The 14,813-nt window shown below is 28.9% G+C and carries 15 protein-coding genes; 14 read left to right on the forward strand and 1 reads right to left on the reverse strand.

All coding sequences use genetic code 11. The features are described from left to right. The first annotated feature begins 20 nt into the window (after positions 1–20). From pheS to trpB, 10 genes are all read left to right on the forward strand, one after another. Complete coding sequence (gene pheS, locus ACYQ1U_RS01585; protein ID WP_459883510.1) at positions 21–1,007, forward strand: phenylalanine--tRNA ligase subunit alpha; 987 nt, start codon at positions 21–23, stop codon at positions 1,005–1,007. Beyond that, positions 1,004–3,250: a YtpR family tRNA-binding protein gene (gene ytpR, locus ACYQ1U_RS01590; protein ID WP_459883511.1), complete on the forward strand. Its 2,247-nt coding sequence runs from the start codon at positions 1,004–1,006 to the stop codon at positions 3,248–3,250. Before pheS ends, ytpR begins: the two co-directional genes overlap by 4 nt. Next, a complete protein-coding gene (aroA, locus tag ACYQ1U_RS01595) occupies positions 3,247–4,542 on the forward strand; it encodes a 3-phosphoshikimate 1-carboxyvinyltransferase (protein WP_459883512.1) in 1,296 nt (431 codons plus the stop codon). Before ytpR ends, aroA begins: the two co-directional genes overlap by 4 nt. Further along, positions 4,532–5,362 (forward strand): 4-hydroxy-3-methylbut-2-enyl diphosphate reductase, encoded by an 831-nt coding sequence (locus tag ACYQ1U_RS01600; RefSeq protein ID WP_459883513.1) that lies wholly within the window; start codon positions 4,532–4,534, stop codon positions 5,360–5,362. The genes aroA and ACYQ1U_RS01600 overlap by 11 nt, the downstream gene beginning before the upstream one ends. Then, positions 5,359–6,519: a S1 RNA-binding domain-containing protein gene (locus ACYQ1U_RS01605; RefSeq protein ID WP_459883514.1), complete on the forward strand. Its 1,161-nt coding sequence runs from the start codon at positions 5,359–5,361 to the stop codon at positions 6,517–6,519. The genes ACYQ1U_RS01600 and ACYQ1U_RS01605 overlap by 4 nt, the downstream gene beginning before the upstream one ends. After that, positions 6,516–6,950, forward strand: coding sequence for a hypothetical protein (locus ACYQ1U_RS01610; RefSeq protein WP_459883515.1), 435 nt, complete (start codon positions 6,516–6,518; stop codon positions 6,948–6,950). The genes ACYQ1U_RS01605 and ACYQ1U_RS01610 overlap by 4 nt, the downstream gene beginning before the upstream one ends. Further along, positions 6,951–8,519 (forward strand): phosphoglycerate dehydrogenase, encoded by a 1,569-nt coding sequence (gene serA, locus ACYQ1U_RS01615; protein ID WP_459883516.1) that lies wholly within the window; start codon positions 6,951–6,953, stop codon positions 8,517–8,519. It abuts the gene before it with no gap. Between the two features lie 97 nt (positions 8,520–8,616). After that, positions 8,617–9,180 carry an elongation factor P gene (gene efp / locus ACYQ1U_RS01620; RefSeq protein WP_459883518.1) on the forward strand — a complete coding sequence of 188 codons (564 nt, stop codon included), beginning with the start codon at positions 8,617–8,619 and terminating at the stop codon, positions 9,178–9,180. A gap of 55 nt (positions 9,181–9,235) precedes the next feature. Continuing rightward, the gene (locus ACYQ1U_RS01625) at positions 9,236–9,763 is read left to right on the forward strand and encodes an adenine phosphoribosyltransferase (protein WP_459883519.1); all 528 of its coding nucleotides are present in this window, start codon (positions 9,236–9,238) and stop codon (positions 9,761–9,763) included. 83 nt (positions 9,764–9,846) lie between these two features. Further along, the gene (trpB, locus tag ACYQ1U_RS01630) at positions 9,847–11,040 is read left to right on the forward strand and encodes a tryptophan synthase subunit beta (RefSeq protein WP_459883522.1); all 1,194 of its coding nucleotides are present in this window, start codon (positions 9,847–9,849) and stop codon (positions 11,038–11,040) included. 194 nt (positions 11,041–11,234) lie between these two features. Here trpB and ACYQ1U_RS01635 read toward each other — a convergent pair whose 3' ends face one another. Next, the gene (locus tag ACYQ1U_RS01635; RefSeq protein WP_459883524.1) at positions 11,235–11,510 is read right to left on the reverse strand and encodes a hypothetical protein; all 276 of its coding nucleotides are present in this window, start codon (positions 11,508–11,510) and stop codon (positions 11,235–11,237) included. 236 nt (positions 11,511–11,746) lie between these two features. Between ACYQ1U_RS01635 and ACYQ1U_RS01640 the strand changes: the two genes are divergently transcribed. The 4 genes from ACYQ1U_RS01640 to ACYQ1U_RS01655 are packed head-to-tail and all read left to right on the forward strand — an operon-like array spanning position 11,747 to position 14,612. Next, on the forward strand, positions 11,747–11,989 hold the full coding sequence (locus ACYQ1U_RS01640) for a hypothetical protein (protein ID WP_459883526.1): 243 nt from the start codon (positions 11,747–11,749) through the stop codon (positions 11,987–11,989). After that, positions 11,977–12,606 carry a nucleotidyl transferase AbiEii/AbiGii toxin family protein gene (locus ACYQ1U_RS01645; protein ID WP_459883528.1) on the forward strand — a complete coding sequence of 210 codons (630 nt, stop codon included), beginning with the start codon at positions 11,977–11,979 and terminating at the stop codon, positions 12,604–12,606. The genes ACYQ1U_RS01640 and ACYQ1U_RS01645 overlap by 13 nt, the downstream gene beginning before the upstream one ends. Further along, positions 12,603–13,241, forward strand: a complete 639-nt coding sequence (locus ACYQ1U_RS01650; protein ID WP_459883530.1) for a DedA family protein — start codon at positions 12,603–12,605, stop codon at positions 13,239–13,241. The genes ACYQ1U_RS01645 and ACYQ1U_RS01650 overlap by 4 nt, the downstream gene beginning before the upstream one ends. Further along, the gene (locus ACYQ1U_RS01655; protein ID WP_459883532.1) at positions 13,242–14,612 is read left to right on the forward strand and encodes a leucyl aminopeptidase; all 1,371 of its coding nucleotides are present in this window, start codon (positions 13,242–13,244) and stop codon (positions 14,610–14,612) included. The last annotated feature ends 201 nt before the right edge of the window (positions 14,613–14,813 follow it).

Genomic DNA, 14,813 nt, shown 5'->3' on the forward strand with positions numbered 1-14,813 from the left:
TCCAAAAATTTTAAGGAGTTTTGGTGGATTTAAGCGAAATTAAAAATGCTCTTAATTTAGATGAGCTTGAAAAGATTAGAGTAAAACTTCTTGGAAGAAATGGTGTTATTACTCAAAAATTTAAAGAACTTAAAAATTTAGCTCCTGAAGAAAAGAAAAAAGTCGCAAAAGAGCTAAATGAATTAAAAGAAAAAGCTACAAAGCTTATAGCTGAAAAAAAAGTAGAATTAGAAGAAAAACTTCTTGAAGAAAAATTAAAACTTGAAAGAATTGATGTAACACTCTTTAATCCAAAACCAACTGGTGCTATTCATCCTATAACTGATACAATGAATAAAATTATAGACTTTTTCACGAAAATGAACTTTTCTGTTGAAACTGGTCCTCTTGTAGAGGATGATTTTCATAATTTTGAAGCACTAAACCTTCCAAAATATCATCCTGCGCGTGATATGCAAGATACTTTTTATTTCAAAGATGGAACATTACTTAGAACTCATACATCTCCAGTTCAAATTAGAACAATGATGAAACAAAAACCTCCTATTCGTATGATAAGTCCAGGAGCTGTTTTCAGAAGAGATTATGACTTAACTCACACTCCTATGTTTCATCAAGTAGAAGGACTTGTTGTAGATAGCAAAGGAAAAGTTAGTTTTGCAAATTTAAAATTTATACTTGAAAGTTTCTTAATACATATGTTCGGAGATGTTGAAGTTAGATTTAGACCAAGTTTCTTTCCATTTACAGAGCCAAGTGCTGAGGTTGATATTAGTTGTATTTTTTGCGGTGGAAAAGGATGTAGAGTGTGTTCACATACAGGATGGCTTGAAGTTCTTGGATGTGGAGTAGTTGATTCTAATGTATTTAAAGCTGTGGGATTTAAGGATGTTAGTGGGTATGCATTTGGTCTTGGTGTTGAAAGATTTGCAATGCTTTTAAATAGCATAGGGGATCTTAGAAGTATGTATGAAGGAGATATTAGACTTATGGAGCAGTTCAAATGATAGTGACAAGAAGATGGCTTGAAGAATTTATTGACTTAGATGGAGTTTCTACAGAGGAAATAATTAATACTTTAAATAGAATTGGTCAAGAAGTTGAAGGATATAAAAAAATAGAAGTTCCTCAAAACGTAGTAATTGGGGAAGTAATTGAATGTGTAAAACATCCAAATGCTGATAAACTTAATGTATGTAAAGTAAATGTAGGAGATGAAGAACTTCAAATAGTTTGCGGTGCAAGTAATGTAGCAGCTGGTCAGTTTGTACCAGTAGCAAAAATAGGTGCTCTGCTTCCAGGGGAGTTTAAAATTAAAAAAGCAAAACTAAGAGGTGTTGAGAGTTTTGGTATGATATGTGCAGCTCGCGAGATTGGGCTTCCTGATTTTCATGATGGAATTTTAGTAATGGATGATAGTTTGGGAGAGCTTAAAATTGGGGAGTATGCAGGTAAATACTTAAATGATGAAGTAATTGAACTTGGAGTCACTGCAAATAGGGGAGATTGTTTTAGTATAAGAGGTATTGCAAGAGAACTTAGTGCAGGACTTAATAGAGATTTAAAGACTCCTGAGTTTGAAATAGAAGAACTTCAAGAAGGTATTGGTAGAGTTGTAAAAGTAGAAAAAAACGAAGCTAAAAAATCTTCTCATTTGATTAGAGCATTTGAAGGAAAAATTAATAGAAAACTAAAAATTGATTATAGACTAGCTTTAATAGAAGTTGAATCAAAAAATATAGTTGATTCATATGTAAAATATGCAATGCATGCTACAGGAGTTTTATTAGTTGCAGGAAATATTGGAGAGTGTGAGTTAACACATGAAGATGGTATAGATATTTTTAAATGTTATGGTAAATATTATGTTGGTATTAATAATGAAATAAATGTAGAAGAGAATGGTAAATATATAATAAATGCAAATTACATAGACCCTAAATATGTAAGTGAAATTGTGTTTTTAAAAAGTTTAAAAACTGATGAGTACTTTTTTAGAGCAAGTAGAGGTAGTGAAACTGATTTAGAGTTTGGAATAAATTATTTCTTAGAAGAAATAAATTTACCAGTATTTAGCGGTGATATAGATATGTCAAATGAAATTCCTCAAAGAATTATTGATGTAAATGTGAAAGAAATCCAAAATATAATTGGATATGAAATTGATGAAAAATCAATTGTTGAAATTCTTAAAAAACTTAGATTTGAAATCACAAGTATAAATGAAGATAGTGTAAAAGTAAAAGTCCCTAGCTTTAGAAGCGATATTGAAAATATTCAAGACATTGCAGAAGAGATTTTGAGAATTTATGGTATTGATAAAATTCCAAGTAAATCTCTTGAATTTGTTGAAGCTAATAGAACAAATAATGTAATAGATAAAATAAACTTTTTAAATGAGATAAAGTTAAAAGCAGTTGCTAATGGTTTTTATGAGACTATACATTTTGTTTTTGATGATAAAAGTAGACTTAAAAAATATGGATTTGAAGTAGTTGATGATCATCTTGATTTAATAAACCCTATTGCAAAAGAATTAGATACATTACGTTCAACTCTTGTTTTACAGCTTTTAGAAGATATTACAAAAAATAGAGCAAATGGGTACAAAAGAATTTATTTATTTAGTAGTGGAAGTGTTTATAATAAAGATAGAAAAGAGGTACAAAAAATTGCATTTGTTATAAATGGTCTAGCTGATTATGAGAATGTTAGTAATCATGGAAAACCAAACAAAGTTGACTTTAAATTTATTGTAGATAAACTATCTCAAATTTTTGGAGAGATAACTTTAAGAGAAAATGATTTTCATCCAATAGCCCATCCATATCAAAATGCTAAAATTATTAAAGATGGAGTAGAAATAGGAGTTGTTGCGAAGCTTCATCCAAAAATTGCAAAAGATTTTGATATAGATGATACTTATTTTGCTGAAATTGATTTAGATAAATTAAAAAAAGTCTCTATTAAAGCAAAAGAAATTAATAAATTTCAAAAAGTTACAAGAGACCTTAGTTTAGTAGTTAACAAAGAAATGACATATAAAGAAATTTTTGAGAAAATTCATTCGCTTAAAATTAAAGAGTTGGTTGATTTTTATCCTATTGACATTTATGATTTAGGTGATAGTAACTCTATTACGATTAGATTTATTCTTCAGGCAAATAAAACTTTACAAGAAGATGAGATAAATGCTATAATGGAACAAATTTTAGCATCTTTAGAAGAGAAAGGGATTAGTCTTAGATGAGAATAGAGGTTTTAGGTGGTAAACGGTTTAGTGAAGAGTTTGTGGTTGATGCGGATAAGTCAATTTCGCATAGATGTGCAATTTTTTCTCTTTTAACAGAAGGAGAAAATGAAATAAAAAATTATTTAAGAGCAGAAGATACGCTAAATTCTCTTGAGATTGCAAAAGCTCTAGGAGCAGAAGTAATTGACGATGGTGATATTATTAAAATAAAAGCTCCTGAAAATTTAAAAGAAGCAAGTGATGTTTTGTATTGTGGAAATTCAGGTACTACTATTAGAATTTATATGGGACTTTTAGCGGGTACTCAAGGATTTTTTGTACTAACAGGAGATAAATATCTAAGACGCCGTCCTATGGCTAGAGTATCAGAGCCTCTTAAAGCAATAGGAGCTAAAATTGATGGAAGAGATAAAGGAAATTTAGCTCCACTTGCAATTAGAGGAGGTAAACTTAAATCATTTAATTTTAAAAGTAAAATTGCTTCAGCCCAAGTAAAATCAGCATTAATATTAGCAGGACTAAATGGTGATGGAATTTCTTTTTATGAGGAACCGTTTTTAAGTCGCGATCATACTGAGAGAATGCTTAAAGGGATGGGAGCAGATCTTAAATGTGAAATGGAAAATGGAAAGTGGAAAGTTGAAATAAATCCTTTAAAAAAAAGACTTAATCCTTTAAAATTTGAAGTACCAAATGACCCAAGTTCTGCCTTTTTCTTTGCAGTAGCAGCAGCTATAACAAATTCAACAGCAATTATAAAAAATGTCACGCTTAACCCTACAAGAATTGAAGCTTATAAAGTGTTAGAAAAAATGGGAGCTAATGTCGAATATATTTTAAAAGAAGACAAATATGAGCCAGTTGGAGATATTATTGTAAAAGGAAAAGAGTTAAAAGGAATTAAAGTTAGTGATAATATTCCTTGGCTTATTGATGAAATACCAGCCCTTGCAATGGCTATGGCAGTTGCAAATGGAAAAAGTATTGTACAAAATGCAAAAGAACTTAGAGTAAAAGAGTCAGATAGAATAAAAGCAGTAGTAGAAAATTTAAAAAAATGTGGAATTGTGTCAAAAGAATTAGAAGATGGATTTGAAATAATAGGTGGTACTCCTAAAAAAGCGAATATTGATTCTTTTGGAGATCATAGAATTGCTATGAGTTTTGCGGTACTTGGAATGTTGTGTGGAATGGAAGTAAATGAAGCTCAGAGTATTTATACATCATTTCCGCGTTTTTTTGAGCTTTTTAAGAAAATATCAGAATTTAGGATAATAGATGCTAATTAAAAAAGCAAAAAGTTATGGTTTTTGTTTTGGTGTAAAAAGAGCAGTTGAGATAGCAGAAAATTCCAAAAACGCTGTAACTCTTGGCCCTCTTATTCATAATCCTCTTGAAATAGAGAGACTTGCAAAAAATTATAATGTTAAATATATAAATTCAATTGATGAAATTGATGACAACATAAAAAGAGTAATTGTTAGAACTCACGGAATTCCAAAAGATAAATTAGAAAAATTAAAACAAAAAAATGTAGAAGTTATTGACGCAACATGTCCTTTTGTAAAAAAACCTCAAGAAATTGTAGAAGAGATGAGTAAAGAGGGATATGATGTAGTGATTTATGGAGATAAATCACATCCTGAAATACAAGGTGTTATGAGTTATTCAGTTCATGATAGAGTATTTGTTGTTTTGTCAGTAGAAGAGCTTAAAAATATTAAATTAAAAGATAAAATAATTACTATTGCTCAAACTACAAGAAAAATTCAAGACTATTTAAATATTGTAAACTTTCTTATAAAAAACTACAAAGAAGTAAGAGTGTTTAATACTATATGTAATGCAACTTTTGAAAATCAAGATGCAGTAAAAGAACTAAGTATGGAAGTGGATATTATGATAATCATTGGGGGTAAAAACTCTTCTAATACAAAACAACTTTATAATATAGCAAAAGAGTATGCAGAAAGTTATTTAATCGAAAATGAAAATGAAATAGACCCAAAATGGTTTATAAATAAAAAGACTTGTGGTGTAAGTGCAGGGGCTTCAACGCCTGAATGGCTTGTAGAAAAAATAATCTCAAAGATAAAGGATGTAACATGAATAATTTAAATATTGGTGATGTAGTTGAATTTCAAATTGAAAAAATTATAAAAGGTGGATTTGTAGGCAAAAAGCAAGGAGTTGAGTTTTTTCTTCCAAAAAGTTTAAGTGGTTTAAAAGAAGATGAAAGTGTTATTGGTAAAAATATTAAAGCCAAAGTAAAAGAATTTAAACAAAATTCTGTTGTAGTTGATAGAAAAGCTTATTTAAATGAAGTTAAAGAAAAAATTGAGAAACTTAAAGATAAAGAAGTTTCTTCAAAAGTTATAAAAGTAAAACCAAGTGGGCTTGTAATAGATGTTGATGGTATTAGTGGATTTGTTCCAAAAGATGAGATTTTTTATAAAAAAATTGATCATAAAAAATATTTTGATGAAGGTGATGAAATAAAAGTTATTTTGATTGATCCTGATAGAAGAGTTTTTTCAATAAAAAAAGCTCTTCCAAATCCATGGGATGAAGTAAAAAACTTAAACCCGGGTGATAGAGTAAAGGTAACTGTTTCTCATATAACAGATTATGGTGCATTTGTTGATTTAGGTAATGGAGTTGAAGGGTTTTTACATATTAGTGAAATAAATTGGGATGGAATTAATGATTTGACTTTAGGTCAAGAAATTGAAGTAGAAATAGTAGAAATTAATCCTGAAGAAGAAAAGCTTAGAGTTACAAGAAAAAATCTTTTAACAAAACCCGCTACTATTTTTGCAGAGAAATATAAAGTTGGAGATATAGTTGAAGGAGTTATTACTAAGTTTATAAATGTTGGGGCATTTGTAGAAGTAGATGGGATAAGTGTATTGATGCCAAATAAATTTGCTTCATTTAAAAAGGGGGAAAAAGCTAATGAAATTTTTAATATCGGTGATAAATTAAAATTTAAAGTAATTACTATTTCACCAGATGAAAATAAAGTTATAGTATCAAGAAAAGATGCAATTCCAAATCCTTATGAAGCATTTACTAAAAGTCATAATATTGGAGATGATGTAAAAGGAAAAGTTAAATATATTACAGATTTTGGTATGTTTATAGATTTAGGAGATATTGAAGCTCTTGTAAGAAAAGAGGATTATCAAAAAGATTATAATATAGGAGATGAGTTTGTAGGTAAAATTATTGAAATGAATGGTGATAGAATTAAACTTGCAGAATGAAAATTTTTATTTGGATATTAACTTTTTTAGTGGTTGTAATTTTAGGGATTGTTTATGTTAAAATTTCAACTCCAAATAAATTTACTATTAAAGGAACTGAAGAAAAACTAAGAGAAATAAAAAAGCCGGAAATAAAAACACCTGTTGTTTATAATTTTCCGGCAAGAGTAATGTATATGAGAGTTGATTTTAGAAATTTTAAAAATATTATTCTTTATAGAGTTATTTTAAAAGTTAAAGATAGATTTGAACTTTTTAACTTAAAAGCATTGCTTAATAATAATGATTTAGTCTATTCTATGATAGAAGAAAAAAAAGGAATAAAAGTTTATATTCTTTTTAAAAGTTTAACTGAAGCAGAAAGTGTTTTAAATTTATTTAAAGAGTATAATTTTAATGTAGAAATTCAAAAAATTAAAAAAAGGATTTAGATGAAAGTAGTTGTATGTGATCCAATTCATGAAGCTGGAATGAAAATACTACAAAGTGCTAAAGATATTGAGCTTGTTGATGCAAGTAAAACTCCAAAAGATGAATTACTTAATATTATAGAAGATGCAGATGGTGTAATTACAAGAAGTCCAACTCCAATAAATAGCAAATTTTTAGCTCATGCAAAAAAATTAAAAGCAATAGTAAGAGCTGGTGTTGGTGTAGATAATGTTGATATTGAAGGTTGTTCTAAGAGAGGAATAATTGTAATGAATGTACCTACTGCTAACACTTTAGCAGCAGTTGAACTTACTATGGCTCATTTATTTGCAGCAGCTAGAAGTTTTACAAATGCTGTATGGAACTTAAAAAAAGAGCATGAGTGGAATAGAGAAAAATGGCTTGGTATTGAACTAGCCGGTAAAAAGCTTGGAATTATTGGTTTTGGTAATATCGGTAGTCGTGTAGGGATTAGAGCAAAAGCACTTGAAATGGATGTAATTGCTTATGACCCGTATATTGACCCAAGCAAAGCAACTGATCTTGGTTGTAAATATACAACTGATTTTGACGAAATTCTTAAGTGCGATTTTATTACAATTCATACTCCTAAAACGCCAGAAACTATTAATATGATTACAAAAAAAGAGATTGAAAAAATGAAAGATGGTGTTGTGCTTATTAACTGTGCAAGAGGTGGTCTATACAATGAAAAAGATGTATATGAGGGGTTAAAGTCTGGAAAAATTGCTTGGCTTGGTATTGATGTTTTTGATAAAGAACCAGCAACTGACCATCCATTTTTTGAACTAGAAAATACTTCAGTAACACCTCATATTGGGGCTAATACTCGTGAATCACAAGAAAGAATAGCAGTACAAGCTGCTGAAGCTATAATTGAGGCATTGAGAGGGTCTAGTTATCCAAATGCACTTAATCTTCCAATAAATACTGCAAATACTCCTGAGTGGGTTATAAAATATTTAGAATTGTCTCAAAAAATGGGATATATTATAAGCCAAATTATAAATAAGCCAATCAAAAAAGTAAAAGTAGCTTTAAGTGGTGATATTTCAAAAGAAGAAAAGTCAGTTTTGACTTTTACACTTGTGGGACTTCTTAAAAATATTACAGATAATGTAAACTATGTAAATGCAGAGTTTTTAGCTAATGAAAAAGGAATTGAGACTGAAATTAAGTCAATCAAAAATGATACGTATAAAAACCTTATAAATATAAAAGTGATTACCGATGATGGAGAGTACTCAATTAGTGGTACTATGCTTGAAAAGCATCCAAGAGTAATAGAGTTTAAAGGATTTGATTTAGAGTTTGAACCAAAAGGTAAAATGATTTTCTTTAAAAATACTGATGTACCTGGAGTTATCGGAGAAGTTGGTATGACTTTAGCAAAACATAATATTAATATTGCAGATTTTAGGCTTGGTAGAAACAAAGAAAATCAAGCAATGGCAGTAATTATAGTAGATAATGATGTAAACAATGAAGTGTTAACTGAACTTAAAAATCTAAAAGCAGCACTTAGTGTAGGGTATGCGGAAATATAAGTGAAAAGTGAAAAATTAAAAGGGAAAATTTAAAAAATAAAAATCCTATACTTTTCACTTTATACTTTTAACTTTTAATTTAATTAAAGGAGATGAAATGTCATATAGTATGAGTGATTTGAAGAAATATCTAAATATTGAGTTAGATGGAATTCCATATAAAATAATTGAATATCATCATATAAAACCTGGAAAAGGTGCAGCATTTGTTAGAACTAAACTTAAAAATTTAATTGATGGTAGAGTAATAGAGAGAACGTTCCATGCAGGTGATAAAGCAGATGAGCCAAACCTTGAGAGAAGAAAATATCAATATTCATATAATGAAGGGGATATTTACTATTTTATGGATAATGAAACATTTGAGATGTTACCTGTTGATGTAAAAGTTTTTGAAGAATCTAAAGGATTTTTACTTGAAGGTATGGAAGTTGATATATTATTTCACAATGGTAAAGTAATAGGGGTTGAACTTCCTATGCAAGTTGAATTAGAAGTAGTTGAAACTCAACCGGTAAGTAATAGAGATAGAAGTGGTGCTTGTAGAAAGCCTGCGAAACTTGAAACTGGGGCAGTAGTAACTGTGCCTTGTCATATAGTTGAAGGAGATAAAATTAAAGTAGATACAAGAAGCGGCGAATATCTTGAGAAAGTAAAGTAAATTGAGAAAGGAGAATTAAAAACTTCAATTCTCCTCCTCTTTAAAAGGAGCTAAAATGTTAGCTGATAAAGTAAAAACAGCTATAAGGGATATACCAGATTATCCTAAAAAAGGTATAGTTTTTAAAGATATTACAACTGTTTTAAACAAGGGAGAGCTTTTTATTGAAATAATTGACTACTTTAGTGAAAAATATAAAGATGTGGATTTCATATGCGGAATTGAATCTAGAGGTTTTATTTTTGGAGCGGCAATAGCAGCTAAAATAAAAAAAGGGTTTGTGCCAATTAGAAAAAAAGGAAAACTTCCATATACTACTGTAGCTGAAAAGTACTCTCTTGAATATGGATTTGATGAGATTGAAATTCATATTGATGCATTTAAAGATATCAAAAATCCAAAAGTTTTAATAGTTGATGATTTAATTGCAACTGGTGGGACAGCTGAAGCTGCTATTAAACTTGTTAGAAAACTTGGAGTAGAAGTAAAATCAGCAGTATTTTTAATTGAACTAACTTTCCTTGATGGAGCTAATAAAATTAGAGAGTTAGGTGTTGAGGTAGATAGTTTAGTTAAATATTGATTAAGTAGTAGGCAGCATTTAGTAGCTTTAAATTTACTTTGCTATTCGATACCTACTACTCACTACATACTAAAAGGATAAATATGTATATACCAAAGCCTATCTTTGATCCTGATGAGAATGGACATTTTGGAAAATTTGGGGGAAGGTTTGTTCCTGAAACTTTAATGCCAGTACTGCTTGAGCTTGAAGAATTTTATAAAAATGTTCGTTTTGATAAAGAGTTTTGGAAAGAAATGGATTATTATTATAAAGAATATATAGGAAGACCTACAGGACTTTATTTTGCACCAAATTTGAGTGAAGAACTTAATGCAAAAATTTATTTAAAAAGAGAAGACTTAAATCATACAGGAGCTCATAAAGTAAATAATACAATTGGACAGGTGCTTTTAGCTAAAAAAATGGGTAAAAAAAGAGTAATTGCAGAAACAGGTGCAGGCCAACATGGGGTTGCAACTGCTACTGCGGCAGCTTTACTTGGGCTAGAGTGTGAAATATTTATGGGTGAGAAAGATGTAAAGCGGCAAGAACTTAATGTATTTAGAATGAAACTTTTAGGTGCAAAAGTTCATTCGGTAAAAAGCGGTAGCAGAACGCTTAAAGATGCAATGAATGAAGCTATAAGATATTGGGTGAGTAATGCTAGAGATACTTTTTATGTAATAGGAACAGTTGCAGGACCGCATCCTTATCCTATGCTTGTGAGAGACTTTCAAGCAATTATCGGATATGAAGCAAAAGCACAAATTTTAGCTAAAGAAGGAAGGCTTCCAGACTTTGTTATAGCTTGTATTGGTGGTGGAAGTAATGCAATGGGAATTTTTTCTCATTTTTTAGAAGAAGAGGGAGTACAGTGTATTGGAATTGAAGCAGGAGGACTTGGGATTGAGAGCGGAAAACACGGAGCAAGTCTAAATGCCGGTAGTCCTGGAGTATTACATGGACAGATGAGTTATTTACTTCAAGATGAAGATGGTCAAATTCTTGAAGCTCATTCAATCTCAGCAGGACTTGATTATCCAGGAATTGGACCAGAACATGCTTATCATTTTGAAAACGAAAGAGTTAAATATGATTATATTACTGATAAAGAAGCTCTTGATGCTTTTGTATGGTTAAGTCAGAGAGAAGGTATTATTCCCGCATTTGAAAGTTCTCACGCTGTTGCATATCTTAAAAAATTAGACACAAAAAATAAACTAATAATAGTAAACCTTTCAGGTAGAGGTGATAAGGATATGATGCAGGCAAAAAATCTTTTACATTTTGATTAGAAATAGCTAAATGCTATTTTACATAAATTTATTTTTGCATATCTTATTTTTACAATTGTTTCATATAAATCTAATATTAAATTTTGGCCGCCTTCTAATAAAATAATATGGTATATTTATTGGACAATATTTTTGCTTATGGTAAGTTTTGATTTTTTAATGATATTTAAAAATTTTCTCACTAGTCGTCATTTTTAAAAAATTCTTTCTAAATCTTTGAGATTAGGGGAAGTATTGGTCAGTTTTGATATAAAGAAGTCAAAAACAATTTTGATTTTTTTAGCATTAAAATAAAAATCAGAAAATAGTTGACTTAAAAACTCTAACCCAAACATAAAATAACTTTTTTCTTTGTATCCGTGTTTTAATGTCTTAATATGTTTAATTTTTGCTTTTTCTATCCCAATATGATAACACCCTACAAATGCAAGTGATATTATTCCAAAAAGAAGAGTTAATACCAATTCCAAGATGTTTAGACACTTCAGTATAATAAAATTTAGTTAATCAAATACAACCAATTAAAGCATATACTTCTATTTAAAAACTATGACTATATTAGAATTGGTATAACTTGCTTCGCTCAAACAAAATGCTTTTTTAAACGCCTTTATTTCTAAAAAAAGCAGTTGTATCACTTTATTTAGTCAGTGCCTTTTAAGTAGTTTTTCAAAATATGCTACAATTCCACTAAAAAAGGCTTGGTTTGGAACATCTTTTTTGGAATGATTATAAGGAAAAAGATAAAAAGACTTTGTTTTTTAAAATTTTGCAATATGAAAAAGATTATTATAAAAAGTTAAAACAAAATTTCAGCGATGAAGAGATAAAAAAATATTTGAATGAATATAGGCCTTTTAATAAATATCATGAAAAAAGATATTTAATTTTAAGAAATTTGTTTTTTAATGAACAGCCTGATATCAAGGAGCTTAGTTGGATTATGTAAAATTATATGAATTACAAGATATGGTTTTATATGAAGTATTTAAAACAACAAAATCATTTTATTTAACAGGTGGAACTGCACTTCACAGGTTTTATTATGACATTAGATATTCGGATGATTTAGATTTTTTTTGTATTGATGAATTTTTTGCATATGAAATCAGAGAAATTATAAACAGTTTAAAAGAAAAATTTAATATCAAATTAGAAGTAGATGCTCAATTTTTTAAACTTTTATATATAAATGGTTTAAAAGTTGATTTTGTAGATACTCATTCTGAGCCACATTTTGGAGATTTTTTAAAAAAAGATGGTTTTGTTATTGATTCTAAAGAAAATATTTTTGTAAATAAAATTACTGCAATTATGGGAAGAGACGAGGAAAAAGATATTGCTGATTTTTATTTTTTGAAAACAAGAGAAAATTATAATTTAAAAGAGTATTTAGAAAAAGCAAAAGTGAAGCTAATTTTTGAAACGGAGGATTTTTTATTTAGATTAAATACATTCCCTTTAGAAAAAATTAATAATGTAAATTTTAAAAAAAGAGAATATTTAGATGAAATATTAAATAATTATAAAAAGTTTGTAAATGATATACAAAAAGAGGTATTATGAAAAATTGGTTAATTTTATTTATTGTATTTGCTACTTTTTTATATAGTTTTGACTTACATTCAATTAAAGACTTTTTTTCAGAAGAAAATTTAATAAATTTATTAAAAGAGTATGGATATGTTATTCTTTTTATTTGGTCAATAATGGAGGGAGAAACCGGTCTTGTAATGGCTGGTATTTTATCTCATACTGGTGATATGAATGTAGGTTTATCTATACTTGTCGCAGCACTTGGTGGGTTTATAGGCGATCAGATTTACTTTTATCTCGGAAGATTTAATAAAAAGTGGGTTTTAGAAGAGTTAAAAGCTCATAGAAGAAAGTTTGCAAAAGCAAGGTTATTACTTAGAAAATATGGTGCATGGGTTATTTTTATTCAAAGATTTATTTATGGAATGAGAACTATTATTCCAATGGCTATTGGAGTTAGCGGATATGATCCAAAAAAATATGCTATTATTAATTTAATTAGTGCTTTTATCTGGGCTAGTATTACAATAATTCCATCTTACTATTTTGGAGAAGAACTTTTAAATATTCTTAAATGGTTTAAAGAACATTGGTATTTTGGGGTTTTATTTGTTGCAATGCTTTGGGGTATTTTATGGTATATAAATAAAAAAGAGGAGGGTTAAATGGAATTTATTAAAGGAAAAGGTCAAATTAAAGCTGAAATAGTTGTAAATGGCAAGAAAAAGTTTGAAGAGTATGGATTTGAAGGAAAAGATGGGGAAGTATTAGTTTTACCTGAAAAAAAAAGAATTTATGTAGGAATTGATAAAATAGACTCAGAAAATTTAAAAATTGCTACTGCAAGTATTATTAAAGCACTTAAAAAGTATAAATTTGAAAGTGTTGAGGTTACACCACCAAATACTAAAAATAAAGATTTACTTATAAGTTTTTTTGAAGGGTTTATACTAGGTGACTATGAGTTTGATAAATATAAAACAACTAAAGCTAAACATCCTATAAAAGTGATTGCTATAAATTCAAAAAGAGATTTTGATAAGATAATTCAAGAAGCCAAAGTTAGAGCAAATGCTATCAATTTTGTAAGAGATATTATAAACTCAATACCAGATGAAATCACTCCTAAGAGATTAGCTTCAATAGCTGAGGAAGTTGCAAAAGAAAATAAACTTAAATGCAAAGTATATGATGAAAAATATCTTTATAAGAATGGATATCATGCTTTTTATAGTGTAGGTAAAGCTAGTAATAATCCTCCAAGGCTCATTCATCTTACATACAAACCTAAAAAACCAAAAAGAAAAATTGTATTAGTAGGTAAAGGGCTTTGTTATGATTCTGGAGGGCTTAGCCTTAAACCTAGTGAATTTATGGTTACTATGAAGAGTGATAAATCAGGTGCCGTAACAGTCCTTGGGATAATAAAAGCAATCAGTGAATTAGGACTTGATATTGAAGTTCATGCAATTTTAGGTGCAGCTGAAAACATGATAGGTGGTAATGCATATAAACCAGATGATGTACTAAAAGCTAAAAATGGGAAAACAATAGAAGTAAGAAATACAGATGCAGAAGGTAGACTAGTATTAGCTGATTGTTTATGTTATGCACAGGAAAATATAAAAGATTTTGATTATATAATGGATTTTGCAACTTTAACTGGTGCTTGTGTAGTAGGACTTGGAGAATACACAGCAGGTATTATGGGATTTAATACAGATACAATTCAAAAAGTAATAGAAGTTGGAGAAAAAAGAGGTGAACATTTTGCGTACTTACCATTTAACAAATATTTGCCAAAGCTTTTAAAAAGTAATGTTGCAGATATTTGTAATATTTCTTCTACAAGATATGGGGGTGCTTTAACGGCGGGGCTCTTTTTAAGTGAGTTTATTGAAAAAGAAAATAAAGATAAGTGGACTCATTTTGATATAGCAGGTCCTGCATTTGTTGAGAAAGAGTGGGGATGTAATCCATATGGGGCTAGTGGATTTGGTGTTGATACAATTGTAACACTTCTTAAATCTCTTTAGCCTCTTTTTGGCTATAATTTCATAAAAAAGGAAATTTATGAAAGTTGGTATTGTTGGAGAACCAACTTATAAAAATAATGTTACTTTTTGTAAAAACTATAAAGTTTAAAAAACTTCACAAAATTCCCTAAAAGTCGCTATTCTTTCTTATTTTTGTAATCCTTTTAACTTTTTTAGTAAACTTGTAACTTTCTGAAACTT

It is taken from the genome of Caminibacter profundus, assembly GCF_054657155.1.